Here is a 26,196-nt window from a genome sequence, read left to right on the forward strand (position 1 = left end):
ACTCCAGATCGACATGTTCAACCTCGACGGAACGGCTTGCAGCCTGCTTGACCATAGAGCCGTCGCTGCGTCAACGAAGCGGGACGACAGGCCATGTCGCGGTCCGCTCCGGCGCGCCCTGACCGTCTAGGTCAGGCGCGGATTCAGGCAGTCGATGAGGCCGCCCTGGAAGTTGACCTTGCCGTAGGGGGTGGCCACCCCGTTCGTCATGCCTGGAAAATCGTGGACGATGGTCCAGCCATGCTCCGAAAGGACCGACCTGAGAGTCACCTCGATCTCGGCGGAATGCGTTTCGATATGCATGCGCCGGACGCGCGCATTCAGCAGTTCGATCGCCTGCGGGACGACATCGGCCTCGGCGCCCTGGATATCCATGTCCATCAGGTCGATGTAATCGATGCCCTGGATCATGTCCGTCAGAGGCCGGGCCTCGACGTCGATCGCGTAGAAACCGTTCGACAGCGCCTTCATCGGGTAGCCGAAATAGGTGCGGTCGGCCTCGACGAGATGTTGGCGGGCCCCGGCATCGACGGCGCACTGGCCATACCAGTCGCGGGCGTTGGCGGACCCTTGCGAGGCCGGCCCCTCGACATAGAACGGGATTTTTCCCTGCTCTCCCACCGCAAACGGGAAGATCGTGTATTTCTCCGCGCTGATGTCGTTGTCGGCCATATGGACCGGAATCCAGGCGAGGTGCTGCGGTTCGGCTTCGGCCATGTGCAGGCGATAGTCCTTGGCCAGCCGCCGCGCGGCCAGCGCGGCGATACAGGACCAGCGGCCGAACCCGGCGCCCAGTTCGACGAAGGTGAAGCGCTCGCCCGCGGCCTGGACGGCTTCGAGTATGCTTTTGAACTCGAAGAACTCTTCTCCGACATCCGGGACGATAACCCGGCCGGGACGGATCTCGCAGAATTCGTCGCGGGTGAGGCCCCCGAGGAAATTGACCTCGAAATTATCGGGCGCGACAGCCCGGAAGTCTTGGAAATCCTTGAATATCTGCAGGGTCTTGTCGCGACGGAACAGGCGCATCTGAACTCTCGTCTCGTGTTGCGTCCATAGAACAGTTGGCTGCAACGATTGCAACACCTTGGCGACGCCCATGGCGCGAACGTTGCGATTCCGCCACGCGCCCCTTGACGAGGCGATAAAGGATCATGATCAAGGCCTCGAGATCGCCGCCAGTCGGCAGCAGCCGATCGCATCGCCCGCCTCAGCCATCGTGGATAAGCTCATGCTCCAGTTCAATTCCCTAGGCTTCGCGAATGCGCTGGTCGATGGCGGCATGGACCGGAAGACCGCCGAGACGATCGCGGCCGCCCAGCACGAGCTGATCACCGAACTGGCGTCGAAGAACCTGCCGAGCCGCGACGACGTCAACGACCTGCGCATCCTGGTCGAGACGCGCATGGTGGCGCTCGCAGCCGCCAACGAGCGCGTGATCTATGAGCTGCGCGCCGATCTGGATTCCCTGCGCAGCACCTCTTCGGAGAGCATCGCCGAGATGAGGGCGGCCAACGCGGCGCTGTCGGGAGCGATCGCGCAGCTCCAAGGCGACGTGGCGACCGGCCGGCGCGAGTTAGAAACCGGCCTGCGCGAGGTGGGGAACGGTCTGCGCGAGCCGCTGCTTCAGGGGCACAGACAGGAACTGGCCAAACTGAGGGAGACCTTGCTCGAGCGGATGCAGGTTCATCAGGATCGGCGCGACCACAACACCTTCCTGATGGTTCGCGCCATCCGCAACAAGCTGTTGCTGCTCGGCATCGCCGGCGTCGCGGCGCTGGCCGCGGCCGGCTATTTCGGCCTGCGGCATTTGGGTTACTGAGCGCTCAGCCCGGCACGGATTCGCGGCCATGGTCGATGGCCGCGAAGAACTCGTCATTGTCGTAGAGATGCAGCATCTCTGGATGGATGCCGAAATCGACGATGCCCCGCTTGTCGTAGACCGCTTCGGTCCGGCGCACACGCGCTTCGCGATAGCCGGCATGGCTGTAGGGCGGCAGATAGAGCCCGTGCTGGATCTCGCCGCCGATATCGCCATCGACATGGTCGTCGATCGCCTTGGCGCGGTTCTTGTACGAGATCAGTTTCCTGACCGGCTTGAAGCGTTCCGGCAGCCGGCTTTGGCCGCCCAGCATGGCGCTCGACAATTCGTTGGCGATCAGCGGCGCACAGGTGAAACCGTCACGCTTGGTGCCGTTCGCGAGCCAGATCCCCGGAATATTGGACTCGCCCAGTAGGGGGAAGGCGTCGATCGTCGTCGGGCGGAAGCCGGGCCCGCGAAGGCTGACGCCGGCGAAGAAGAACGCCTTGTGGATTTCCTCGACGAGACCGCGCAGCAGGACATGGATGGCGTGGACGCGCGCCTTGGGCTCCGGGTCGAACCAGACGCCGGCGGAGGCGCCGCAGTAATACTCTCCGTCTCCATGGGGCACGAGATGGAGGCCGCAGGCCCCGCCCCGATCGACGCTGCGCACGACATGATCGATGTCGAAGACCGAGCGGTCGATGCCGCCATATTTCTTGACCCAGTCCGGCAGCGAGACGTCGAGCGCCGAGCCGGCGCCCCAGAGCAGCCTCGGCATGGCGTGGCGAAGGTCGGGGACGGCGTCGATCAGCGCCTGCGCGAACGCGCCGTTCGCCAGGACGATCTGCTTGGCGTCAAGGACCGTGCCGTCCGCCAACCTGACCGCGCGCCGGCCGTCCGCCACGTCGAGCGCGACAACCTTGTCGTTGATCAACTCGATCTGGCGGGCATTCGCTGCCTTTTCGAGGGCTGCCAGCACCTTGAAGGGATCGAAGCGCCCATCCGGCACACGCACGACGCGCGTGATCTGACCACGCTGCTCGGGCTTGAGCCAGGGCACGTCGGACCCGGCCATCACCGTATGCGCGACCTGGCGCTTCGCCATGGTCTCGATGATGTAATCGACCGCGCGCGTTTCGAGCGCCGACCCCATCGCGTTGTTGATGATATAGGTGCCCCAGACGATGCCGAGACTGTCCGGCGTGAACTGGGCCAGTTCCTGGCCGAAATCATCCCACATCGCCAGTGCCTGAATCGGCATTTCGGCGCGATCGCTCAGCGCGGGATTCTCGAAGACGCCATAGCCGACCTCGGCCCATGCGTTGATCATCGCTCCGGCCGTGACCGAGGCCCCTCCCGTGCGATTGGCAGGGCCGACCAAGGCGATCTTGAGCTTGTCGTCGCGTGTCTTCAGACGATTGGCGAGACCGAGACCGACCGAACCGTTGCCGATGACGACCACATCGTAAGTGGTGGAGCGTGTCAGGAATGCCATGGATACAAGCCCTGTCCTTCGGTCGGTCGCATGCGGGTCGATAGCACGCCTCGCGCGGCGTTATAGCGCTCTAGAGCATCGGACCGAAAAGTGGAATCCGCTTTTCGGAAAAATCCGATGCTTAAACAAGGAGATAGATCGCCACTTCGCGTCCGACAGGACGCACGGCGATCTAGCTCAATCGGCAACGCGGCAGGTCGAAGCCGCCGAGGCCCCAATCCGGTCCGTTCAACCGGAATGCGCCGGGCTCGCGGAGTATCCGCGATAGCTGGACCTCATGCTCCGACCACGTCATCGGCTCCTGATAGCCCGTTCGTCCGGAGCGATCATGGTCCGCGTGAAATATGCGATGAGGCTGGGCAAAGATGATCTGCCGATAGCCGGCGGAGAACAATTGCACGATCGCGTAAGAATCAAGGTGAAAATAAAAGTCCTTGGCTTCAAACATGCCTTCGATCTCGAAGAATGCTGCGCGAGGCGCAAGGATGAAGTCTCCGGATGCGTTGCTGTGGAGAAAGAACTTGCGGTAGTAGAATCGCGACTCGAAATTGTCGCGCCACGCCGACAGTCCCTGACGCATCGCCTCAAAGCGAGCATAGTTGCGCTCTCGTCTCCGGTCGCCGGCCAACTCCCGGACGCCTCCTTCGCAGACGATGGTTCCGGCGGAGGGATCGACCTTGTCGCCTGGAACGGGTCTCGATCCCGCCGCCAGCAGGCCGGCGCTGCCAACGGAGACCGAGATCGGGCTGTCATCGGGGTGGTGGCGGCGATGGATCTCGAAGACGTTGGCGAGCGCCGCTTGCTCGAAGGCCGGCGGCGGCAGGTTGCGGCAGGGTTCGAAGTCGAAATCGCAGCGGTCGGCGCGATAGAATGCGCGCTCGTCGAGCCGGCGCTTGGCGATCTCGCGCAGGATGCTCTCGCTCAGGAAGATGTCCTGGTTCATCACCAGCGTGAAGCGCCCGCTGCCGTGACGAGCTGCGACATTGCGCCCGATATAGTCGAGCATGATCCGGCTGGTCGCGCTTTTGATCTCGTCGTGCACCGTCGGGGGGACCTCGATATGCAGGACGTTGCCGAGCTTCTCCCAGCTGAACGCGTCTTTCAGGCGCTGGCGATCTTGCGGCGGGTTCCAGTCGCAGATGACGAACTCGAACAGGTCAGGCCAGCGCGCGCAATAATGCGCGTAATAGTCGATGAACTTCGAGACCCGCTCCTCGAAATCGCCGCCATAGCCGTCGTTGCGGTTGACGAAGGCGACGCTGACATAGGGCTTGCGCGAGGACGAGGAACTCATGGTTGGACGCGCTCGGCTTCGACGTTGAGCATCATCAGCCGGCCGTTCTCCTTATCCATATGCGGCAGATAGGCCTGGCTGTAGTCGTCGATGCCGGCAAGTCCGATATCGGTCCGGCGCCAGTCATAGCGGCGGACGTTGCCGAAGCCGGCCTCGATCAGCCCCTTCTCCAGCACGTCGTAATCGAAGATCATGCCGTGCCAGTCGTACTTGTCCTTCTGGCCGCCGATCAGCAGGCCGAGCATCTGCGGCAGGTTGCGGTTCTGGCGGTATTCCTCGACGCAGGCCTCGAAATCCATCGTCGAAACGCGCAGCAATCCGCCCGGCTTCAGCACCCGGCGCCATTCGCGCAGCAGGTCGACCCATTCGCGCCGTCCGACATGCTCGATCGCGGCGCAGGAATAGATCATGTCGGCCGTCTCGTCGGCGAAATCGAGCTTGCGGATGTCGCAGAGGTGATCGACGGCCGGGCCGGGCAGGATGTCGACATTGATGTAGCCCGGCAGACGCTTCGTGCCGCAGCCGAGATGAAGCCTGGTCATGACGCTTTGCCCAAAATCCGGTTGATCACGGTGTCGTCGACGGCGTCGGGGAAGCCGTACTCGCTGTGGACGAGATCGTAGCGCACCATCAGGCGCGCCAATTCCGGCACCAGCGTCCTGGCCTTCCAGCCGAGATCCCTCTCGATCCGGGCCGGATCGGCGCGCAGCACCTCGACCTCGGTCGGGCGGAAATAGACCGGGTCGACGGCGACGCGGACCGCGCCCGTCGCCGCATCGAGGCCGACCTCGTCGACGCCCGCGCCGCGCCAGACGATCTCGACGCCGATCTCGCGGAAGCAGACCTCGACGAATTCGCGCACGCTGTAGGAGCGCCCGGTGCCGACGACATAGTCGCTGGCCTCGTCGCGCTGCAGCATCAGCCACATCGCCTCGACATAGTCCGGCGCATAGCCCCAGTCGCGCTGCGCCGAGAGATTGCCGAGCTTGACCAGGCCCTGCTCGCCGCGCGCGATGCGGGCGACGGCGAGCGAGATCTTCTTGGTGACGAAGTTGCGGCCCCGGCGCGGCGATTCGTGGTTGAACAGGATGCCGTTCGAGGCGTGCATCCCGTAGGCCTCGCGGAAATTCACCGTGGTCCAGAGCGCGAAGAGCTTGGCGGCGGCGTAGGGCGAGCGCGGCGTGAACGGCGTCGTCTCGCTCTGCGGCTCGGAGCCCGGCAGGCCACCGAAAAGCTCCGAGGTCGAGGCCTGGTAGAAGCGCGCCGGCAGGCCGACCTCCTTCAGCGAGGTCAGCAGCCGCAGCGTGCCCAGCGCATTGACCTGGCTCGAATAGTCGGGGACCGAGAACGAGATGCCGACATGCGACTGCGCCGCGAGGTTGTACACCTCGTCGGGCCTGACGCGTTCGAGCAGCACATGCAGCGAGGATGAATCGACGACGTCGCCGTAATGCGTGACGAAGTTCTCGGCGTAGAGGAAGGGATCGATCCGCTTCGAGGTGAAGTCGGAATTCCGGCGCACGATGCCATGGACCTTGTAGCCCTTCGCCAGCAGGAACTGCGCGAGATAGGAGCCATCCTGGCCGGTCACGCCGGTGATGAGGGCGGTCTTGCTCATGACATGCGACCGTTTTGTCCGCCGCGGCGGCAATGGAGCCAGACCCGCCAGCTGTCCGGCGCGGCGGGGGCGGGGTAGTTCCGATAGTCGAAGAAGGCGATGTCGGTGAAGCCCGCCGCGCTCAGCAATGCGGTCAACTCGCCCTTCGACCAGAGGAACAGTTCCAGCCGCTCCGCGATGGCGATCGGCGCATCGCCGCCGGCGATCGCGATGGCGTAGTCCAGCACGACCTCGCGCGCGGCCTCGTCGGTGCGCGGCATGACCTCGAAGCGGATGTCGTGGCCGAGATTGCGCTTCATGCGGATCTCGTGGCGGGGCGGATCGGCGAGCGCCGCCTCGCCATGCCAGATGTCGGCGACGAAATCGGCGCCGGGAGCGAGGCAGGCGGCGAGGTCGGCGATGAAGCCCGGCATCGCCGCGCGGCCGATATAGTTCAGCACGTGGAAGAACGCGACGGCGGCCGCGAAGTCCCGGCCGCGCAGCGCCGCGATCGGCTGATCGACGACCCGGACATGCGGATGGCTGGCCGGCGTGACCTTGGTCCGGAGGATCTCGGCGAAATCCGGGTCGATCTCGACGCAGGTCGGCCGCGATGCGATTTCGGCCAGCCTGATCGTCTGGTTGCCGGTGCCTGCGCCGATTTCGAGCAGCGGCTTTCCGACCGGGGTGGAGAGCCCCGTCAGCGCCAGGAAATCCCGGATGTCCTTGTCGTAGTCCTTGTCGGCATAGAGCAGGTCGTAATGCGCGACGAACGGCCTTGCCATCGCGTCAGGACCCGAAGAAACCGCGAATGGCCGCGACGATCCGGTCGATCATCGCATCGCTGAGATGGTGATGGACCGGCAGGCAGAGGCCCCTGCGGTTCAGATCCTCGCTGACGGGGAGCGACCGCGGCGGCGAAGCCGCGAGCTTGGGCTGAAGATGCATCGGATAGAAGAAACCGCGCGTCTGGATGCCCTGCGCCTCCAGCGCGGTGGCCAGCGCCTCGCGCCTGTCGGACAGGATGGGGAAGCGGAACGGGATCAGGGTCGAGCCCGGCACGATCTCCATGAAGCCGAGATCGCCGACGCCCTTCAGCCCGCGCATGTAGCGCTCCCATTTCAGGGCGCGGCCGTCGACGATGGTCTGCAGCTTGTCCATCTGCACCACGCCGATCGCCGACTGGAGGTCGGTGGTGCGGAAGTTCATGCCCAGCGAGGGATGAACGAAGGTGCCGGAGTTCGGCCGGCCCTGATTGCGCAGCAGCGCGATCGTCTTGGCGAGGTCGTCGTCATTGGTGACGACGCAGCCGCCTTCGCCCGTGGTGATCACCTTGTCGGAGTAGAACGAGAAGGTCGCGATGTCGCCGAAGGTGCCCGCCGACTTGCCGTTCAGCGTCACGCCGAAGGCCTGCGCCGCGTCCTCGATCACGCGCAGGCCGTGCTTGCGCGCGACCGCCATGATCCCCTCCATGTCGCAGATCTGCCCATAAATATGGACCGGCATGATCGCGCGCGTGCGCGGCGTGATCGCGGCCTCGAAGGCCTCTGGCGTCGCGTTGAAGGTTCTCGGATCGCAGTCGATGAAGACGGGCTTCAGGCCGGCGAAGACGGCCGATGTCGCCGAACCGTAGAAGGTGAAGCTCGGGATGATGATCTCGCTGCCCGGCTCGCAGTCGAGCCCGAGCAAGGCGAGATAGAGCGCGAGCGTTCCGTTCGGCGCCAGGAAGACATGCTTGACGTCGAGCTTGCGCGAAATCTTCTCGATCAGCGCCTTGGTGAACTTGCCTTCCGTGAGCCAGCGCTGCTCCAGCGCCTGCGAGACGAGCGCGAGTTCCCGATCGTCGATGAAGAGATCGACCTGGTTGATCGGCAGCAGGGAGGCGTTCATCGCTACTCTTTTCTGTGCCCCGATCCGCACCGGCGTCGCCCGGAGGAGCACGGTTCGTCCGCGAGCGCGCCTATTGCCATCGCTCATGGCCTTTTGCAATGGCGCACGGGGCGCCGCCGGTGCGGCGGCATGCGCCACGCGCCTGCATTTGAAGGCGAATTGTGCTTTTGCCCGGGGCGCGGCGAGCCCGTTCCGCAGGTCGCGGGACGCACGGCCACCATCCGCGACAGGATGGATGACAGCGGTAAAGCCGAGCCGATACAGTCCGGCATGCGAGTCGACAGGCGACGCGCACGCCGGGGAAGGATGACGACGGCCATGTCCAAAGTGATCGTTGCGAAGACCGCGCTCGACGGCGTGCTGCTGGTGACGCCGCCGACGCGGTTCGAGGATTTCCGCGGCACCTATGTCGAGAGCTACAACCAGGAGCTCTACGAGGCGGCGGGCATCGCCGACAGGTTCATCCAGGACGACTTCTCGGTCAGCTACCGGCATGTGCTGCGCGGCATCCATGGCGACGGCCGGACCACCAAGCTGATATCCTGCGTCCACGGCGTCATCTTCGTGAACATCGTCAACAACGATCCGGACTCGCCGCAATATCGGAAATGGCAGTCCTTCACGCTGTCGGACAGGAACGGCCTGCAGCTCTATATCCCGCCGAAATTCGGCAACTCGTTCCTCGTGATGTCGGATGTCTGCGTCTATCACTACAAGCAGACGACGACCTATGACCGGGCCGGCCAGTTCACGATCAAATGGAACGACCCGGCCTATGGCTTCTTCTGGCCGGTCGGCGCGCCGATCCTGTCGGAGCGCGACTCGGCCTGAGGCGAAGCGTGGATAGGACTGGTCTCGCTATCGGCGGGGGCGCCCAGCGAGCCGGCCGAAGCGCTCAGCGCGTCGGCGTTTTGGCCGCGGCTCCACCCGGCCGCATCCCCTCACTGTCGTCCGTCAGCCCGGGCCGGGGCGCGAAGGTGAGGTAGGTCCCGAGCGAAGCCGGGGAGGACAGGCCGGCCGGGTGGCCTCGCCGTCCTCGCAAGGCGTCGGCGCCTCGTTGAGGCCTTGGCCATCAGCTCCTTCGGATCGGCGAAGCGGAAACTCCGCCGCCCGGTCGCGGCGCGATAGGCCATGACGCGATCCTCTCTTTGCGCCAGCCGAGGCAAGCGTGCCGCGCTGTCGCCCTCGGCTGGCGAAAGATAGGCGTGGCAAGCGGCGGGCCGACGCCATTGCCGCAACCCGAAGGGCGCTCTATCGCTCACGGCAGCGGGCCTGAAGACCCGCCCGGACGAAGCGCGCCATGGCGGAGCAGGCAATGTCGGATCGCAGGACCATCGGCTCGTTCGACTATGTCGTGATCGGCGCGGGCTCGGCCGGCTGCGTCGCCGCCAACCGCCTCTCCGCCGACCGGCGCAGGAAGGTGCTGGTGCTGGAAGCCGGCGGCATGGACGACTGGGTCTGGTTTCACATCCCGGTCGGCTATCTCTATGCCATCGGCAATCCCCGCGCCGACTGGCTATTTAAGACCGAGCCGCAAGCCGGCCTCGGCGGCCGCGCCCTCGCCTTTCCGCGCGGCAAGGTGCTCGGCGGCTCGTCGGCCATCAACGCGATGATCTACATGCGCGGGCAGGCCGCCGACTATGACGGCTGGCGTCAGCAGGGGCTAACCGGCTGGGGCTGGGACGACGTCCTACCGCAGTTCCTCAAGCATGAGGACCATGTCGCGCCGGGCCAGAACGGCTTCCACCGCGCCGGAGGCGAATGGCGCGTCGAGCATCCGCGCGTGCGCTGGGACATTCTCGATGCGGTGCGCGACGCGGCTTCGGCTGCCGGCATCGCGCGGATCGACGACTTCAACACCGGCGACAACGAAGGCTGCGCCTATTTCCAGGTCAACCAGAAGCGCGGCCAGCGGCTGAGCGCCTATCGCGCCTTCCTCGTGCCGGCGCTGGAGCGCGGCAACACGCGGCTCGAGATCGGCGTCATGGTCGAGCGCGTCGTGGTCGAGGACGGCCGCGCGGTCGCGGTGGAATTCACACATAGCGGCGAGGCGCTGCGCGTCGAGGTCACCGGCGAGGTCGTGCTCAGCGCCGGCGCGGTCGGCTCGCCCGCGATCCTCGAACGCTCCGGCATCGGCGACAGCGCGCGCCTCCAAGGCCTCGGCATCGACACGGTGCTGGATAAACCCGGCGTCGGCGAGAACCTGCAGGACCATCTCCAGATCAGACCGGTCTACAAGGTCGAGGGCGTGCGCACGCTCAACACCGACTACGCCAGGCTCTGGCGCCGGCCGCTGATGGCGCTTGAATACGCCGCGCGGCGCACCGGCCCGCTGACCATGGCCCCCTCGCAGCTCGGGGCCTTCGCGAAGTCGTCGGCCGACTACGCCACCGCCAATCTCGAATTCCATTTCCAGCCGCTCTCGCTCGACACCTGGGGAGCGGGCCTGCATCCCTTCGGCGCCTTCACCGCGAGCGTCTGCAACCTGCGTCCGTCGAGCCGGGGCAGCGTCCATATCAGGACGGCGAAGGCGCAGGACGCCCCGGCGATCCATCCGAACTACCTTTCCACCGACGAGGACAGGCGCGTCGCGGTCGATGCGCTGAAGCTCGCCCGCCGCATCGCGGCGCAGGCCCCGCTCGCCCGCTTCCGGCCGAGCGAGCATTTGCCGGGGCCTCGGGCCGGGAGCGACGCCGCCCTGCTGGAGGCCGCCGCCGCGCTCGGGACCACGATCTTCCATCCGGCCGGCACCGCCCGGATGGGCCGCGAGGACGACAGGCTCGCCGTCCTCGACGAGCGCCTGCGCCTGCGCGGAGTCACGGGTCTGCGCGTCATCGACGCCTCCGCGATGCCGACGATCACCTCGGGCAACACCGCCGCGCCGACCATGATGATCGCCGAGAAGGGGGCCGGCATGATGATCGAGGATGCGCGGGCCGCCTGATGGAGCCCGGCACGCCACGCCCAGACCCGCCACGTCCAAGCCCGCGTCCATTGTCGCCGCCGCTGCGCGCGCTGCGTTTTCTCGTCGAGGCGATCCTCGCCGCGCTGATCCTGCTCGACGAGCTGGCGCGGCCGCTCTACCGGCCGCTGGCGCGCTGGATCGCGTCCCTGCGCCTCGTCGCCCGCATGGAGGCGGCCATAGCCCGGATGCCGCGCCTGGCGGTGCTCGTCCTGCTGGCCCTGCCGCTCGCCATCGCCGAGCCGCTCAAGCTCGCCGGCCTTCTGTTCGTCGCGCGCGGGCAACTCGCGCTCGGCGTCCTCGTCCTCGCTCTTGCCTATCTCGCCAGCTTCCTGATCGTCGAGCGCGTCTACCATGCCGGCCGCGCCCAGCTCCTCAGCTATGGCTGGCTCGCCTGGACGATGGGGCATGTCGTGCGCCTGCGCACGGCGCTGCTGGACTGGGTCAAGGCCAGCGCCGCCTGGCGTTTCGTCGTCGAGCGCCGCGAGGCCGTGAGGCGCTGGTGGCGCGGCTCGCGCGCTTGATCGGGAGATCTTGCTCGAAATCACCGCGTCATCCCGGAGAAGCGGCGAAGCCGCGCCGAGCCGGGTTCCATCGCAGGGCGCCGCGGCGCGCCATGATGGAGCCCGGGCAAGTCCGGGATGACGGAGATGTTTCCGTGCGAAATCAGTGCGCTCAGAAGCGTACGTCGAGACGCCCTTTCAGCGCATGATCGCGCTGGCCGTCGCCGAGCGCGGCGCTGTAGGCGATGCCGAGGCTGGTCATGCCCGTGACGCGCCATGACAGGCCGGCCTCGGCGACGAGCGCCTCGCGCGCGATCGGCGCGGCATAGACGTTGAACGCGCCGCCGCCGCTGGCGAAGGCGAGCCGGGCGCTGGGCGTGGTCTCGCCAAAGGCGTGCCGCCAGCCGAGCATGCCGCGCGCGAACAGCGGCATGCCGCCGATCTGCGCCTCGGCGCGCAGCCCGAGCGTGCTGAAGCCGAGGTTCTGGCTCGATCCGGAGACCCGCAAGGCCGCCGCCCCGCCCTGCTCCGTGCCGGCCTCGCTGCGCACACGCACCCAGGCGAGCTGGGCGAAGGGCTCGAAGGCGACCGCGCCCATCCGCAGGCCGTAGCCGATCTCGGCGAAGCCCTGCAGCGTCGAACCCTGGCCGTCATGGCGCAGCACGTCGGAGAAGCCGCGCAGCAGCACCTGCCGCGTCAGCTCGGTCTCGTTCCACGAATAAGCCGCGCCGGCGCGCAAGTCGAACGCGCCGAGCCTTGCCCCGCCGTAGAGCGCCGCGTGAACCGCGTCCTGGGCGCCGCTGGAGCGGCGCGCGTCGAGATCGAATTTGTCCCGGGTGAAGCCGGCGAGCGCGCCGATGCGCCAGGGCGACACGCCGTTCGACTCAAGCTCCGCTCCCGCCAGCATGCCGCCGCCACGCCGCGCCAGCGAGGCGGCGTTGCCGTCGCCGTCGCTGCGACCGGAAGCCCCGATCGCCTCGCCCCAGAGCGTGACGCGATGGCCGTCGATCCGCGGCGCGGGCGGCGCCATGCCGTCCTTGCGGCCCGGCAGGCCGGCGCTGAAGGCCCCCTGCGCCGTGCCCAGCGAGGCGCTGGTCTCGAACGGCGCGCGCAGGCGGTTCAGCACCGCCTCGCGCACGAGATGGCTGGTCTCGATCGCGACCGAGACGCCCTGCGCATGCGCTTCGCCCGAGAGCGCGTCGAAGCCGGCCCGCGCGTCCGCGATGGTCGAGGAGATCAGCGCGTCATAGACCCGGTTGCCCGGCCCCAGCGCCTCGGCGGCCCGGCCGACGCCGGTCTGGTTGCGGGTGATCGCGACGAACCGCGTTGCTCCGCCCGACACACCGGGCGCACTCGGCGCAAACGCGACATCGTTGCGCGCCAGCGTCAGCACGACGTCATTGGCGCCATAGATCAGCGTCGGCGTCAGGAAGGCGAAATTGCTGCTCAGGCTGGCGAAGGTTCCGCTGACGCCGCCCTGCGCGCTCAGGATGACGTAGCGCGTCGAGAGCGCGTAGTCGCCCTGCTCGGCCAGCACCTGAACGAGTCCGCCGGTCAGCAGCGCGCTGCCCGCGGCATTGAGGCGGTCGCTCGCTCCGGCGGCGTTGACCTCGACCTGATAGGTCGAGCCGGGTCCGAAGGCGACGTTCCCGGCGACGTTCAGCGTGCCGATCGAATTGCCCGGCGCGACCGCGCCGGAGACCGCGTTGATGCCGCCGACCGTGCCGGAGCCGCCGAGCACGCCGCCATTGACCGACACCACCGAGCCGGCCAGCGAGCCGTTGACGACGAGCATGCCGCCGGTGAGGCTGGTCGCGCCGGTGAAGGGGCTCGCGCCGGTCAGGCTGAGCGTGCCCGAGCCGGTCTTGACCAGGCCGCCGCTGCCCGAGATCGCGCCGGAGAAGATCGTCGAGGCGTTGTTGCTCCCGGTGGTCAGCGTCGTCGCGCCGATCGCGGCGGCGCCCGCGCCCTCCAGCGAGCCGATGCTCTGGCTGAAGCCGTTCAGCGCGAGCGTCGCGCCCGCCGCCACCGTGAAGGCCGAGTTCGGCGAGAACGCGCCGGCCGCGCCGGCCCGCAGCGTGCCGCCGGTGACGCTGGTCGCGCCTGAATAGCTGTGCGGGCCGGCAAGGAGGAGCGTGCCCGCGCCCGCCTTGGTCAACCCGCCCGCGCCGCTGAAGCCTTGCGTGACGGTAAAGGTGTTGGCGGCGTCGACGATGTCGAAGCCGCCCCCCGCCGCGCCTAATCCGATCGGGCGGGCGGTTTGGGTGAAGGCCGCGCCGGTGACGCGAAGCAGGCCGCCGTTCAGCACGAGCCCACTGGTCGGCCCGCCCAGATTGGCGTTGGAGGAAACGCTGAGCACGCCGCCTTCGATCGTGGTGTCGCCCCGATAGGTGTTCGTTCCGGTCAGGGTCAGGACGCCGGCGCCGCGCTTCGTCAGCGTGCCGGCCAGCGACAGGTCGTTTTCCTCGATATTGGCCGAAAGCGTCACCGCGTTTGTGAAATCGGCGACGACCGCGCCGTCGTTGAGGATCGTCAGCGGATCGGGGCCGGCGCGGCGGACCGTGCCGGCGAGCCCGCCCTGGCCGATCCGCAGCGTGCCGTTGCTCGCGATCGCGATCTGGTTGGCGACGAGCGTGCCCCCATCCGCGACCGCCAGGCTGGCCGGACGGCTGCCGCCGAGGCCGACCGAGACGCCGCCCGCGCTGTTGACGGTCCAGATCGAGTTCGGCCCGGTCACCGTCGCCCTCGTCGAGCCGCCGGCCGAGGCGTCGAGGCTGACGCCGTTGGTCGTCAGCGCCGCGCCGCCCGAAACCGTCAGCACGCTGTTGGCGCCGGGCAGGAGCGCCAGCACACTTCCGAGCGTCGCGCTCGTGCCCGCCCCGTCGACGACGAGCGTCCCGCCGAGCTGTACGGTCGTGCCGCCGGTCAGCGTTCCGCCCTGCTCGACCCGCAGCGTTCCGCTCGACACGTCGATGTTGCCGGCGACGGAGAGGCTGCCGCCCCGCAGGATCAGCGCCCCGGACGAACAGCTGCAGATCTGGATGTCGCCGCCGAGCGCGCTGCCTGTCCCGGTCAGGATCTGCGTGCCCGGCCCGAAGATCTGCAGGCTGCCGGCGCCGCTCGCGCCCTCGATGATGCCGGAGAAAACGGCCGTGCCCGCGATGTTGCCGGTCGAGAGCGTGGCCGAGCCGCGGATCTCGACCTTGCCCGCGCCGGAGAGCAGGCCGACATCGGCGAAGACGACATTGTCGGTGATGCGCAAGGTCGCCCCGGCCGCGACATCATGCAGGGAGTTTGGAGAGAGCGAACCGAACATGTCGTCGGCAAGCAGACGGCCCGCGGCGATCGTCGTCACGCCGCCATAGGTCGCGTTGCTCGTCCCGGCGCCTCCCAGCACGAGGTCGCCCTGCCCGGTCTTGGTCAGCCCGCCGGCCCCGCCGATGGCGCCGGTCAGCGTCAGCATGTTGCTTTGCGTGTCGATCGTGCCGCCGCCGGCGTCGAGCGTGATCGCGCGGGCCGAGGCGAAGCTGCCGGTCGTGATCAGCGTGCCGCCGCCGAAGGCCAGGCCGCCGGCGGCATCGCCGAGATTGGCGTCGTCGGCGACGGAGATGGCGCCTTGGCTGATCGTCGTGCCGCCGGAATAGGAGTTGCTGGAACTGGCCAGGATCAGCATGCCGACCCCGGTCTTGACGACGCCGAAGCCGGGGCCTGCTTCCGTGACCGCGCCGCCTTGCGTCGCCGTCCCGACGGGCACGCTCAGCTCGGTCGTGTTCAGCAGGAGCAGCGGACCCAGATTGGAGCCGTCGGGATAGACGACCTGGGCCTGGCTGGGCAGAGCGGACCCCAGCATCGCGCCGGCGAGCAGCACAGCCAGCAGATGCGACCGTCCGCCCGGACGGCCTCTGTCAACAATCCGACCCACGCGACGGCACCCCCGAATTAACGCGATATTAAGCCAAGGACGAAGGTCGGCACATAGATGGCCGTTCACAGCGCGCGACGCGGGCGCGATGACGCGCGTGCGCGCGGCGAGCCGAACGGCGTCGACCCATATCGTTATCCGCGAAGAGCGCTGTATCCGGCAGCCTATAGCTCGACGGACAGGCACGATGCTCAGGAATTAACCTTGGGACATCTGGCGTAAACCGAATCTTAGCCAGACAATCACATTGTTCCGCGGCAGCTTCGGCGAACTCAAGCAGGCGATCAACGAAACCGTCGCGCGGCTGGCCGAAACCGTCTCGACCATCCAGGTGACGGCGAGCGAGGTCGGCGCGTCCGCCCGCGAGATCACCACCGGCGCCGACGACCTGTCGAAGCGCACCGAGGAGCAGGCGAGTTCGCTCGAGGAGACCGCCGCGACGACCGAGCAGCTCGCGGCCTCGGTCAAGGCGAGCGCCGGCTCGTCGCAGCGCGGCGTCGCGCTCGCCGGCGAGGCGACGCGCGTCGCCGAGAGGGGCGGCGCGATCGTGACGCAGGCCGTCGAGGCGATGGCGCGGATCGAGCAGTCGAGCCGCAGGATCTCCGACATCACCTCGGTGATCGACGAGATCGCCTTCCAGACCAACCTCCTGGCGCTGAACGCGGCGGTCGAGGCGGCGAGGGCCGGCGACGCCGGCAAGGGCTTTGCCGTGGTGGCGAGCGAGGTCCGCACGCTGGCGCAGCGCTCGGGCGAGGCGGCCAGGGACATCAAGGGCCTGATCGGCGCCTCCGGGCAGGAGGTCGCGCAGGGCGTGGCGCTCGTCCATTCCGCTGGCGAGGCGCTGCAGCAGATCGTCGCCGCCTCGGGCACGCTGGCCGGCGCCGTCTCCGAGATCGCCGCGGCAGCGGCCGAACAGGCCAACGGCATCGACGAGATGAGCCAGACCGTGGCGAATATGGACGAGATGACGCAGGCGAACGCGGCGCTCGCCGAGGAAAGCGCCGCCTCGGCGACGGCCCTGTCGCATCAGATCGGCCGCCTCAACACCCTCGTCGCGACCTTCAGGACCGAGCCCGGCGCAAGCGCGCCGCTGCGCGCGGCGGCCTGATCAGACGATGCCGTTGCGCAAGCTCGTCTCGCCGCGCCCCAGCCGGTCGAGGTTCTCGATCAGGAGGTCGACGACGTTCGTCTCGTAGGCCCGCGTCTCGCCTGCGCTGTGCGGCGTCACGATCACCTGCGGCATGGTCCAAAGCGGGGACGCGGCCGGCAGCGGCTCCTCGACCGTGACGTCAAGCCCGGCGCCTGCGATCGCGCCGGCCTGCAGCGCCGCTATCAGCGCCGCCTCGTCGACGACTTTTCCGCGCGCCACGTTGACCAGCAGCGCGGCCGGCTTCATCGCGGCAAGCGCCGCCGCATCGATCAGCCCTTCGGTCTCCGGCGTCAGCGGGCAGGTCAGCGCGACGATGTCGGCGCTCGCCAGCGCTTCGTGCAGCCGATCGGGACGGACGATCTCGTCCGCGCCCGCGATCGTGCCGGGCTGGCGGCGCACGCCGACGATGCGCAGGTCGAAAGCGGAGGCGAGCTTCGCAAGCCGTTGGCCGATCCGGCCCAAGCCCACGATGACCAGCGTCTTGCCGCCGAGCTCGTCCTCTCGCCGTCCACGGTCGCCGATCATCGGCCGCCAGTGTTTCGCCGTCTGGTTGTCGCGGGCGAGATGGATCTGGCGGGTCAGCGACAGGATCAGCGCCATGGCGTGCTCGGCGACCGCCCGCTCGTTCGCGCCTTGCGCGCTCGCGAGCCGGATGCCGGCCGCCGCCAGCGCCGCCTTGTCGTACTGGTCGGCGCCGGCGCTGACCGACTGGATGAAGCGCAGACGCGGCGACGAGGCGATCAGTTCGTTGCGCCAGAGCCCCGAGAGCACAAGCACATCGGCCTCGGCCGCGCGCGCCTTGAGCTCGTCGAGGCTGCGCGCCTCGAAGCTCTTGGCCGAGCGCCCGCGCGTCAGAAATTCGGTCTGCAATTGATAGGCGGCATGGGCGAAGCCGATGGTCAGCTCGGATTCAGGTGGCAGGCTGGGCATATGCCGTGTCCTCGAAGGCTGGTCGGGTGATGATGCTGGAACATGCTGATTTCGCAATGAAACTCTCCTCGTCCCGGGATCCATCGCAAGCCGCGACGGCGCTCCATGATGGACCCGGAGCTCCGATTCGCTGCGTCCGGGTGACGGCGGTGGTTCATGCGCAGGCTGAACACAGTCGCTCCGGCAACGCCGTCAGCGCCCTGCAACGCGCCCCGCCCCGGTCGCGTAGCGCGCCAGGAACAGCTCGACCGCCGACGCCACCACACGCCTTATGTCCGCCTCAGCCGGCGGCCGGCGGTCGGCATTGAACAGGCGCGGCCTGATCAGCGTCGACTGGCACAGATCGAGGAACTGCGCCGCGGCGAGTTCGTGATCCTCGATCGCCAGCAGGCCGCTCTCCGTCTTGCGGGCGAGATAGGCGGCCAGGCGCTGCGCGCCCTGCATCGGCCCGCGCTCGTAGAATTCCTTGCCGAGATCGGGCATGCGCTCGGCGACGCCGAGCACGATGCGATGCGCGCTGACCGCGAAATCGCCCGCAAGAAGCCTGACCAGACCCTCGCCGAAGCCCTGCAAGGCATGGGCGAGGTCGGGGTCGTCGTTCAGAGCATCGAAGGCGCCGCGACGCTGCGCCTCGCGCTCGCGCTCGATCAGCGCGACGAAGAGATGCTCCTTGTCCTCGAAATAGACGTAGAGCGTGCCTTTCGAGACGTTCGCGACGGCGGCGATGTCGCTCATGCTGGCCGCGTCGAAGCCGCGCGCGGTGAAGACGCAGAGCGCGCCGTCGAGGATCTGGCGGCGCTTGTCGGGGTCGGTCCCCGCGACCCGCCGGTTGCGGGACGTCGCCTTCGCGATCGGCTCGGTTGTGTCGCTCATGTCCTCGTGACCCTGTCGCATGGCTGCAATGCGAATAATCGAACCGGACGGTTCGATTTGACCTTGATATGCATCGGCCCGCGCGCTATTTCAATAGCGATCGAACCAGACAGTTCGAATTGACGTTGCGAGGACCGATCATGTCCGCCGAAACCCTCACCGACAAGCGCCGCGACCGGCTGAGGCTGGTCGAAGCCGGCCTCGACGCCGCGCCGCCGGCGGAAGCCCGCCGCAACGGGGACGCGCCGGCCGACCCGGTCGACAACCGGGCCAAGCCCCCACGCAAATTCGCACGCCGCGCCGGGCTGCCGCTGCTCGCCGCCGCCGCGATCGGCATCGGCGGCTGGTACGGGCTCGACTGGTGGCGGACCGGGCGCTTCATCGTCTCGACCGACGACGCCTATGTCGGCGCCGAGATGGCGACGATCTCGGCCAAGCTCGCCGCCAATATCGCGGCCATCTCCGTGACGCAGAACCAGGAGGTCAGGGCCGGCCAGCCGCTCGTCGCGCTCGACGACGGCGACTGGCGCATCGCGCTCGAGAGCGCCCGCGCCAAAAGCGCGACCGCGCAGGCGACGCTCGCCCGCATCGACAGCCAGATCGAGGCCGGCCGCGCCAGTCTTGAACAGGCGCGGGCGCAGGCCGTGTCGGCGAAGGCCGGCGTGACCCGGACGCTGGCCGATTACGACCGGGCCAGCAGCCTCGCCGCCAAATCCTATGGCTCGCAGGCGACGCTCGATGCCGCGACCGCGGCGCGCGACCAGGCCAGGGCCGCGCTCGGCAGCGCCGAAGCCGGCGTCGCGGCGGCGGCCGCCAGCATCGAGGTGCTTAAGGCGCAGCGCAACGAGGCGGCCCGCCAGGGCGACGAACTCAGGATCGCCGAGGAGAAGGCGGCTCGCGACCTGAGCTTCACCAGGGTCGCCGCGCCCATCGACGGGCTGATCGCCAACACCAATGTCCAGCTCGGCGACCTCGTCAGCGCGGGAAAGCGCCTGATGTCGATCGTCCCGCTCGACAAGGTCTATGTCGACGCCAATTTCAAGGAGACGCAGGTCGGTGCGCTGAAGATCGGCGACAAGGCGAAGATCACCGTCGACGCGCTGCCCGGCCAGATCCTCGAGGGCTCGGTCAGCGGCATCAGTGGCGGCACCGGCTCGGTCTTCACGCTGCTGCCGCCCGACAACGCCACCGGCAACTTCACCAAGATCGTCCAGCGCGTGCCGGTGCGCATCGCGCTCGCGCCCGGGTCGGCCGCCAAGCACGTCCTGCGCCCCGGCATGTCGGTCGTCGTGAGGATCGACCCGCGCCCGGCGGGCGAACGCTGATCCCGTCCTGAAAGGCAGGCCGCCATGGCCACCGCGAACCTGACCAGCGCGGCGGGAGTCCCTCCGGCCGAGGACGCCATTCCGGCGAGGCGCATCTTCGCCTTCGTCGCGATGGTCTTCGGCATGTTCATGGCGATCCTGGACATTCAGATCGTCTCGGCCTCGCTGGCCGAGATCCAGGCCGGCCTGTCGGCGTCGTCGGACGAGATCGCCTGGGTCCAGACCGCCTATCTGATCGCCGAAGTGATCATGATCCCGCTCTCCGGCTATCTCAGCCGGGCGCTCTCGACGCGGGTTTTCTTCGCGATCGCGGCGGCGGGCTTCACCGTCGCCAGCATGCTCTGCGCACAGGCCTCCTCGATCAACGAGATGATCCTGTGGCGCGCCGTGCAGGGCTTCATCGGCGGCGGCATGATCCCGGGCGTCTTCGCGGCCGCCTTCACCATCTTCCCGGCCTCGAAACGGCCGATCGTCTCGCCGATCATCGGGCTCGTCGCGACGCTGGCCCCCACCATCGGCCCGACGGTCGGCGGCTATCTCAGCAGCGCCTTCTCGTGGCACTGGCTCTTCCTCGTCAATGTCGTGCCGGGCATCTGCGTCTCTGTCGCGGCCTGGATGCTGATCGACTTCGACAAGCCGCAACCCGGGCTGCTCAGGCGCTTCGACTGGTGGGGGCTGGCCGGCATGGCGGCCTTCCTCGGCAGCCTCGAATATGTGCTGGAGGAAGGCACGCGGCTCGAATGGTTCGACAGCCACGAGATCGTCGCCTTCACCGGTCTGATGATCCTCGGCGCGATTTTGTTCTTCTGGCGGGCCTTGACCCGCGACGATCCGCTGGTCGACCTCTACGCCTTCCGGGACCGCAACTTCGCCTTCGGCTCGCTGTTCTCCTTCACAATGGGTATCGGGCTCTACGGGCTGACCTACCTCTATCCTGTCTATCTCGGGCGCATCCGCGGCTACGACGCGCTGCAGATCGGCGAGACGATGTTCGTCACGGGCCTCTGCATGTTCCTGACGGCCCCCGTCGCGGGCTTCCTTTCGCGCAAGCTCGACCCGCGCATCATGATGATGATCGGCTTCGGCGGCTTCTCGCTCGGCACCTATCTCGCCCGTGCCATCACCACCGACTGGGACTTTTACGAGCTGCTGATCCCGCAGATCCTGCGCGGCGTCTCGCTGATGCTGTGCATGGTCCCGATCAACAACCTGGCGCTCGGCACGCTGCCCCCGGCCCAGTTGAAGAATGCGTCCGGCCTCTACAACCTGACGCGCAACCTCGGCGGCGCGGTCGGCCTCGCTTTGATCAACACCATGCTCAACGCCCGCGCGGACCTGCACATCACCCGCCTGCACGAGGCGGTCGCGGCCGGAAGACAGGTCGCCGAGGAGGCGATCGCCACCACCGTCCAGCGTTTTTCGGATGTCGGAGACGCCGCCCGGCAGATGGCGCTCGCCCTGATCAACCAGCGCGTCCACAAGCAGGCGCTGGTCATGGCCTTCGGCGATGTCTTCCTTGGGCTGACCGTGGTCTTCGCCAGCCTCGTCCTGCTGGCGCTGTTCATGCGCAAGCCGCCGGCCGCGGCGCCCGACGGTTCCGGGCACTGACGGCGCGTCATGCGCCGACATGGACCCGATGTCGCAGCCATGGCATTTGACATCCCCCGCCCGATCCGACAAATATAACAACAATATCAGTAGTTTAGATGTTTTCTAAACTACGTGGCCGGGCAATCGGCAGTGTCGGAAGGCGTTTGCGATGAGCGTTTCACCCCTGAAGGATATCTCGCTCGCGAAGGATTCGGGCCAGCCCCGCATCCAGGCGGACCATATCCCGTGGCCGCAGAAGAGTCCTGCCTCCTGCCCGATCGGCGCGGTGAAGGCCCGCCTGCGCACCGCCGGGCTCAGGCCCACCCGCCAGCGCATGGCGCTGGGCTGGCTGCTCTTCGCCAAGGGCGACCGCCATGTTTCTGCCGAGATGCTCTACGAGGAGGCGATCCGCGCCCGCGAGCCGCTTTCGCTCGCCACCGTCTACAACACGCTGCGCCAGTTCTCGGAAGCAGGCCTGCTGCGCCAGGTCTCGGTCTCCGGCCCGAAGACCTTCTTCGACACCAACGTCTCCGAGCACCATCACTTCTACAATGAGGAGGACGAGACCGTCGTCGACATCCCCGGCTCGACGATCCAGGTCGCGGGCCTGCCCGACGCGCCCGACGGCATGGAGATCTCCTCGGTCGAGGTGATCGTCCGGCTGCGCCGCGCCGACGGCGAGGAGACGCAGATGCGCGTCGGGACCCGGCATTCGTGATCGTCTGCTCCTGCAACGTCATCTCCTGCAGCCAGATCAAGGGCATGGTCGCCCCCGACGGCAGCGGCCCGGCCACGGCCGGCCAAGCCTATGACTGTCTCGGCTACAGCCCGGATTGCGGCCGCTGCGCCCGCGCCGTGCGCTCGATCCTCGCCGAGGCGCGCGCCGCCTGCGCCAGCCAGTGCGGCTCCTGCGCCAGCCGCGACATCGAATGCGCGGTCCATGTCCAGGTCGGGCACATGATGGACTGCGTCGAGATCGCGGGCGAGCGCGTCGCCGCCTGAGCCTCTCTCGCCCGCGCGAGAAAACCGCGCCGCCGACGCATTTCGGTCTTTCCTTCCGCTGCATCCGCCTCTACATTAGGATCATTCTAATGTAGCGCCGCGAGGAGAGCCGCCATGAAGGGTGACAAGAAGGTCATCGAATATCTCAACAAGGGGCTTCGCTCGGAGCTCACCGCGATCAGCCAGTACTGGCTCCATTACCGGATCCTCGACAATTGGGGCCTGAAGGAGATGGCCAAGACCTGGCGCAAGGAATCGATCGAGGAGATGGTCCATGCCGACCGCTTCACCGACCGCATCCTCTTCCTCGAAGGCTTTCCGAACATGCAGACGCTCGATGCGCTGCGCATCGGCGAGAACGTCAAGGAAATCATCGAATGCGATCTCAAGGCCGAGGTCGAGGCGCGCGCGCTGTATCAGGAAGCGGCCAGCTATTGCCGCGAGGTCGGCGACTATCCGTCCGAGGATCTGTTCAAGGCGCTGATGAAGGATGAGGAAGGCCATATCGACTTCCTCGAGACGCAGCTCGAGCTGATCGGCCGCATCGGACTGGAACTCTACACCCAGAAGCACGTCGGACATCTCGACGAAGGCCACTGAGCCTTCTTCTGCTGACGCTATGAACGGCTTTCGCGCCGGGCCCCATGGGTCCGGCGTTTTCGTTCGCGTCCCGAAGGATGCTCCAGACGTCTCCGGTGCGAACTGGCGCAGCCTTCCGCTCCTCGGGATGAGGGCGGCGGAAGTGGGAGGCCTTGCAGCCGCTTTCAGCGATTGACGGGAACGCCCCGTCGGGACTAAGTCATATGCTGGTCAAGCAACTGTTTTGATTTGGTTTTATTCCAAACAAACGGTTCCGTGGAACCGGCGCCTACGCTGACGGCCTCGTTCAGGCACCGCCGCCGGATTCCCTTTTCATGAATGCCGCACCGCCCGCCGCTCCTGCCGGAAAGACCTCGCCGCCCGCCGGCCAGCCGGCGATCCCCGTCGTCGATGTCCGGGAGCTGCTCGGCGAGGGCCGCGAGGTCGTGCTGATGCATCTCGGCGAGGCCTATCGCCTGCGGATCACGGCGCGCGAGCGGCTGATCCTGACGAAGTAGCGCGCTCGCCAATCCGACGCCGCCATGGCAGAAGCCGCCCATCGAGGCGCGGGCGCGAGGGTGGCGGATGACGGCGAAGATTGTCTCGGTGAGCCGCGATCCCGGCCACGGCTTCAGCAAGCCGGTCCGCGCCGAAATCCGCCTCTTGGCCGGGCTCGGCGTCGAGGGCGACGCCCATTGCGGCGAGACGGTCAGGCACCGCTCTCGCGTCAGGATCGACCCGACCCGGCCCAATCTGCGCCAGGTCCATCTGCTCCAGTCCGAACTCTTCGAGGAACTGGTCGCCGCCGGTTTTGCGATCGAGCCGGGCCAGATGGGCGAGAACGTCCTGACGCGCGGGGTCGACCTGCTGCGGCTGCCGGCCGGCGCGCGACTGCGCCTCGGCGGCGAGGCGCTGGTCGAGATCACCGGCCTGCGCAACCCCTGCGCCCAGATCGAGGCGTTCCGGCCGGGCCTGCTCGCCGCCGTGCTCGGGCGCGACGCGGATGGCAGGATCGTCCGCAAGGCCGGCGTCATGGCGATCGTGCTCGAAGGCGGGCCGGTGCGTCCTGGCGACGCCATCGACGTGACGCTGCCGGCGCAGCCGCACCGGGCGCTGGAGCGCGTCTGACGCGACCACGAACGAAAAGACCCGCCGGAGCGGCGGGTCTGGCGATCGTTCCCGGCCGGCGCGCCTGCGTCAGACGTAGCTGACATCGGCGGCTTCGGGACCCTTCTTGCCGGCGCGGATCGAGAAGCGCACGCGCTGACCGTCCATCGGTGGCTGCAGCCCGGAGCGGCTGAGCGAGGAGACGTGCAGGAACACGTCCGGCCCGCCCTTGTCGGGCGCGATGAAGCCGAAGCCGCGTTCCGAGTTGAAGAACTTCACGGCGCCGTCGAACGGGCCTTCCATCGGGCCGCTGTCGCGACCGCCGAAGCCGCCACGCTCGCCGCGGTCGGAATAGCCGCCCCCCCCGCCATAGCCGCCCCGGTCGCCGCCGCCATAGCCGCGATCGCCGCCGCCGAAATCATCGCGCGGCGGACGGGGCGAGAACGGGCGCGGCGCCCGCTCGCCGCGCGGCGCGGGTGCCTGCGCGGTCGATGCGTCGATCTCGTGGACGGCGACGACCTGCAGGCCGCGCCGGCCCTCGCCGAGATCGGCGATGATCGTCGCGCCGGGCTGCAGATCCTGCTGGTCGAGCGGGCCGATGGCGGAGATGTGCAGGAACACGTCGCCCGAGCCGTCGGCCGGCGAGGCGAAGCCGAACCCCTTTTCGGGGTCGAACCATTTGACCTTGGCTTCGATGTTTTCGTGCGTGACGAAGGGCTGGGCGGCGGGCGGCTTGCGACGGTCGAACATGGAGCTTCAAGGATGCGGTGATCGGAAGGACGCAATCTAGCGCAAGCCCGCCGTTCCGTCATCGGGGGCGGCGCAGGAAATTATCGCGGCGCGGGCCGCTTCCGCCAAGGCTGTCCGACCGCTCAGCCGGGCTCGTCGCAGCGGATCGTCCGGAGCTTTCTCGGCATCTCGCCGACCGCCGGCACGAACTGCCCCGTGGCCGGATCGAGCAGCATCAGCACCCCTGTCGCGACCGCGAAATAGGCCCCATGCAGTTGCAGCCGGCCCTTGCCCTCGAGGATCTGGACGCAAGGAAAGCTGCGCAGATTGGCGAGCGACTGCTGGATCGAGGCGAAGGCGAGCCGCTCGACATAGGTGTCGAGATCCTCGTTACGGCCGCGCCCGCCGGAGCGCTGCGCCGCGGGGCCGATCAGGGTGATCCACTTGCCGATGAAGTCGCCGGACGAGAGCGGGCCCTGCGCATCGTCGGCGAAGGCGCGGATGCCGCCGCAGCGGCCATGGCCGAGCACGACGATATGCTCGACCCTGAGCGCCTGGACCGCATATTCGAGCGCGGCCGAGGTGCCGTGCAGCTGGTCGTCCGGCGAGAAGGGCGGCACGAGGTTGGCGACGTTCCTGGCGACGAACATCTCGCCCGGCCGCGCGTCGAAGATAATCTCCGGCGAGACGCGGGAATCGCAGCAGCCGATCAGCATGATCTTCGGCGTCTGCCCGTCGGCCAGTTCCTCGTAGCGGCTCTTCTCGCGGTCGAAACGGTCGTCGAGGAAGGCGCGATAGCCCTCGGTCAGGCGCGCGGGAAACGGGGCGGCCGGCTTGTCCGTGGCGTTCGTGTCCATGGCGCTATGTCGAACAGGAGCGGCGCGATTTCGTCAAGCCTCGGCCGCGCCGCGGCACGACCGGCCGGCTGGCCCGGATTTAGAACACGTTGGGATAGATGTAGCGCGTGATCACGCTCTGGACGAAGAAGATCAGCAGCAGCAGGATGATCGGCGAGACATCGATGCCGCCGAGATTGGGCAGCATGTTGCGGATCGGGCGGAGCGCCGGCTCGGTGATGCGATAGAGCATGTCCCAAACCGTCGCCACGAACTGGTTGCGCGTGTTGACCACGTTGAAGGCGATCAGCCAGCTCAGAATGGCGGACACGATGAGGACCCAGACATAGAGCTGCAAGGCGAGCATCACCACATCGAGAACGGCACGCATCGGTATTCCTCTGGTCGGGGTTTCGCCGCACGGACGAGGCCGGGCCGCGTGCCGCGCGAACAGCGCAGGCGATTGACATTCACGCGACGCACGGCCTAGAAGGCCAGCGCCTTGGGGCTGTAGCTCAGATGGGAGAGCGCTGCAATCGCACTGCAGAGGTCAGGGGTTCGAATCCCCTCAGCTCCACCAAGGTTCTCCCGACGTTGAACGTTCTCCG

Annotated in this window: 25 protein-coding genes, 1 tRNA gene and 1 pseudogene; 13 read left to right on the forward strand and 14 right to left on the reverse strand. The window is 67.7% G+C overall.

Annotation, left to right across the window (positions count from 1 at the left end; all coding sequences use genetic code 11):
* Positions 1–126 precede the first annotated feature (126 nt).
* Positions 127–1,101 carry an FkbM family methyltransferase gene (locus tag AC1RRW_RS02155; protein WP_492898732.1) on the reverse strand — a complete coding sequence of 325 codons (975 nt, stop codon included), beginning with the start codon at positions 1,099–1,101 and terminating at the stop codon, positions 127–129.
* On the opposite strand from AC1RRW_RS02155, the gene AC1RRW_RS02160 reads away from it, so the two are divergent.
* On the forward strand, positions 1,088–1,822 hold the full coding sequence (locus AC1RRW_RS02160; protein ID WP_492898734.1) for a hypothetical protein: 735 nt from the start codon (positions 1,088–1,090) through the stop codon (positions 1,820–1,822). The genes AC1RRW_RS02155 and AC1RRW_RS02160 overlap by 14 nt on opposite strands.
* Positions 1,823–1,826: 4 nt before the next feature.
* Here AC1RRW_RS02160 and AC1RRW_RS02165 read toward each other — a convergent pair whose 3' ends face one another.
* The 6 genes from AC1RRW_RS02165 to AC1RRW_RS02190 form a co-directional block, all read right to left on the reverse strand.
* The gene (locus tag AC1RRW_RS02165; RefSeq protein ID WP_492898736.1) at positions 1,827–3,299 is read right to left on the reverse strand and encodes an NAD(P)/FAD-dependent oxidoreductase; all 1,473 of its coding nucleotides are present in this window, start codon (positions 3,297–3,299) and stop codon (positions 1,827–1,829) included.
* Between the two features lie 172 nt (positions 3,300–3,471).
* On the reverse strand, positions 3,472–4,341 hold the full coding sequence (locus AC1RRW_RS02170; protein ID WP_492898739.1) for a hypothetical protein: 870 nt from the start codon (positions 4,339–4,341) through the stop codon (positions 3,472–3,474).
* A gap of 248 nt (positions 4,342–4,589) precedes the next feature.
* Positions 4,590–5,135 carry a methyltransferase domain-containing protein gene (locus AC1RRW_RS02175; protein ID WP_492898741.1) on the reverse strand — a complete coding sequence of 182 codons (546 nt, stop codon included), beginning with the start codon at positions 5,133–5,135 and terminating at the stop codon, positions 4,590–4,592.
* On the reverse strand, positions 5,132–6,211 hold the full coding sequence (gmd, locus tag AC1RRW_RS02180) for a GDP-mannose 4,6-dehydratase (RefSeq protein ID WP_492898743.1): 1,080 nt from the start codon (positions 6,209–6,211) through the stop codon (positions 5,132–5,134). Before gmd ends, AC1RRW_RS02175 begins: the two co-directional genes overlap by 4 nt.
* A complete protein-coding gene (locus tag AC1RRW_RS02185; RefSeq protein WP_492898745.1) occupies positions 6,208–6,975 on the reverse strand; it encodes a methyltransferase domain-containing protein in 768 nt (255 codons plus the stop codon). The genes gmd and AC1RRW_RS02185 overlap by 4 nt, the downstream gene beginning before the upstream one ends.
* Positions 6,976–6,979: 4 nt before the next feature.
* Positions 6,980–8,080: a DegT/DnrJ/EryC1/StrS family aminotransferase gene (locus AC1RRW_RS02190; protein ID WP_492898747.1), complete on the reverse strand. Its 1,101-nt coding sequence runs from the start codon at positions 8,078–8,080 to the stop codon at positions 6,980–6,982.
* Between the two features lie 318 nt (positions 8,081–8,398).
* Between AC1RRW_RS02190 and AC1RRW_RS02195 the strand changes: the two genes are divergently transcribed.
* Positions 8,399–8,911: a dTDP-4-dehydrorhamnose 3,5-epimerase family protein gene (locus tag AC1RRW_RS02195; RefSeq protein ID WP_492898749.1), complete on the forward strand. Its 513-nt coding sequence runs from the start codon at positions 8,399–8,401 to the stop codon at positions 8,909–8,911.
* Between the two features lie 118 nt (positions 8,912–9,029).
* Here AC1RRW_RS02195 and AC1RRW_RS02200 read toward each other — a convergent pair.
* Positions 9,030–9,107, reverse strand: a pseudogene (locus AC1RRW_RS02200) (ethanolamine ammonia-lyase subunit EutC); the annotation flags it as partial.
* 273 nt (positions 9,108–9,380) lie between these two features.
* Here AC1RRW_RS02200 and AC1RRW_RS02205 point away from each other — a divergent pair.
* Both AC1RRW_RS02205 and AC1RRW_RS02210 read left to right on the forward strand, forming a co-directional pair.
* The gene (locus tag AC1RRW_RS02205; RefSeq protein WP_492898751.1) at positions 9,381–11,024 is read left to right on the forward strand and encodes a GMC family oxidoreductase; all 1,644 of its coding nucleotides are present in this window, start codon (positions 9,381–9,383) and stop codon (positions 11,022–11,024) included.
* Positions 11,025–11,074: 50 nt separating this feature from the next.
* A complete protein-coding gene (locus AC1RRW_RS02210; RefSeq protein WP_492898753.1) occupies positions 11,075–11,566 on the forward strand; it encodes a hypothetical protein in 492 nt (163 codons plus the stop codon).
* A 151-nt stretch (positions 11,567–11,717) separates the two neighbouring features.
* Here the strand turns inward: AC1RRW_RS02210 and AC1RRW_RS02215 are convergent, their stop codons facing one another.
* Entirely contained in the window at positions 11,718–15,467 is a 3,750-nt protein-coding gene (locus tag AC1RRW_RS02215; protein ID WP_492898755.1) for an autotransporter domain-containing protein, read from the reverse strand.
* 247 nt (positions 15,468–15,714) lie between these two features.
* On the opposite strand from AC1RRW_RS02215, the gene AC1RRW_RS02220 reads away from it, so the two are divergent.
* A complete protein-coding gene (locus AC1RRW_RS02220) occupies positions 15,715–16,575 on the forward strand; it encodes a methyl-accepting chemotaxis protein (RefSeq protein WP_492898757.1) in 861 nt (286 codons plus the stop codon).
* Here the strand turns inward: AC1RRW_RS02220 and AC1RRW_RS02225 are convergent, their stop codons facing one another.
* A complete protein-coding gene (locus AC1RRW_RS02225; protein ID WP_492898759.1) occupies positions 16,576–17,547 on the reverse strand; it encodes a D-2-hydroxyacid dehydrogenase in 972 nt (323 codons plus the stop codon).
* Between the two features lie 192 nt (positions 17,548–17,739).
* Positions 17,740–18,420 (reverse strand): TetR/AcrR family transcriptional regulator, encoded by a 681-nt coding sequence (locus AC1RRW_RS02230; protein ID WP_492898761.1) that lies wholly within the window; start codon positions 18,418–18,420, stop codon positions 17,740–17,742.
* 140 nt (positions 18,421–18,560) lie between these two features.
* Between AC1RRW_RS02230 and AC1RRW_RS02235 the strand changes: the two genes are divergently transcribed.
* The 7 genes from AC1RRW_RS02235 (at position 18,561) to AC1RRW_RS02265 (ending at position 24,044) form a co-directional block, all read left to right on the forward strand.
* Complete coding sequence (locus AC1RRW_RS02235; protein ID WP_492898763.1) at positions 18,561–19,745, forward strand: HlyD family secretion protein; 1,185 nt, start codon at positions 18,561–18,563, stop codon at positions 19,743–19,745.
* 24 nt (positions 19,746–19,769) lie between these two features.
* Complete coding sequence (locus AC1RRW_RS02240) at positions 19,770–21,353, forward strand: DHA2 family efflux MFS transporter permease subunit (protein ID WP_492898765.1); 1,584 nt, start codon at positions 19,770–19,772, stop codon at positions 21,351–21,353.
* A 151-nt stretch (positions 21,354–21,504) separates the two neighbouring features.
* A complete protein-coding gene (irrA, locus tag AC1RRW_RS02245) occupies positions 21,505–22,053 on the forward strand; it encodes an iron response transcriptional regulator IrrA (RefSeq protein WP_492898767.1) in 549 nt (182 codons plus the stop codon).
* Positions 22,050–22,337: a (2Fe-2S)-binding protein gene (locus tag AC1RRW_RS02250; RefSeq protein WP_492898769.1), complete on the forward strand. Its 288-nt coding sequence runs from the start codon at positions 22,050–22,052 to the stop codon at positions 22,335–22,337. The genes irrA and AC1RRW_RS02250 overlap by 4 nt, the downstream gene beginning before the upstream one ends.
* A 114-nt stretch (positions 22,338–22,451) precedes the next feature.
* The gene (gene bfr, locus AC1RRW_RS02255; protein ID WP_492898771.1) at positions 22,452–22,937 is read left to right on the forward strand and encodes a bacterioferritin; all 486 of its coding nucleotides are present in this window, start codon (positions 22,452–22,454) and stop codon (positions 22,935–22,937) included.
* A 314-nt stretch (positions 22,938–23,251) separates the two neighbouring features.
* Positions 23,252–23,434: a hemin uptake protein HemP gene (gene hemP / locus AC1RRW_RS02260; protein ID WP_492898773.1), complete on the forward strand. Its 183-nt coding sequence runs from the start codon at positions 23,252–23,254 to the stop codon at positions 23,432–23,434.
* Between the two features lie 67 nt (positions 23,435–23,501).
* Positions 23,502–24,044 (forward strand): MOSC domain-containing protein, encoded by a 543-nt coding sequence (locus AC1RRW_RS02265; protein WP_492898775.1) that lies wholly within the window; start codon positions 23,502–23,504, stop codon positions 24,042–24,044.
* Positions 24,045–24,113: 69 nt separating this feature from the next.
* Here AC1RRW_RS02265 and AC1RRW_RS02270 read toward each other — a convergent pair whose 3' ends face one another.
* The 3 genes from AC1RRW_RS02270 to AC1RRW_RS02280 form a co-directional block, all read right to left on the reverse strand.
* Entirely contained in the window at positions 24,114–24,773 is a 660-nt protein-coding gene (locus AC1RRW_RS02270; protein WP_492898777.1) for a cold-shock protein, read from the reverse strand.
* 122 nt (positions 24,774–24,895) lie between these two features.
* Positions 24,896–25,609, reverse strand: a complete 714-nt coding sequence (locus AC1RRW_RS02275) for a carbonic anhydrase (protein WP_492898779.1) — start codon at positions 25,607–25,609, stop codon at positions 24,896–24,898.
* Between the two features lie 79 nt (positions 25,610–25,688).
* On the reverse strand, positions 25,689–25,979 hold the full coding sequence (locus tag AC1RRW_RS02280; protein ID WP_492898781.1) for a YggT family protein: 291 nt from the start codon (positions 25,977–25,979) through the stop codon (positions 25,689–25,691).
* A gap of 113 nt (positions 25,980–26,092) precedes the next feature.
* On the opposite strand from AC1RRW_RS02280, the gene AC1RRW_RS02285 reads away from it, so the two are divergent.
* Positions 26,093–26,168 (forward strand) — tRNA-Ala (locus tag AC1RRW_RS02285).
* The last annotated feature ends 28 nt before the right edge of the window (positions 26,169–26,196 follow it).

Source organism: Allobosea sp. GW821-FHT12C12, from assembly GCF_058807355.1.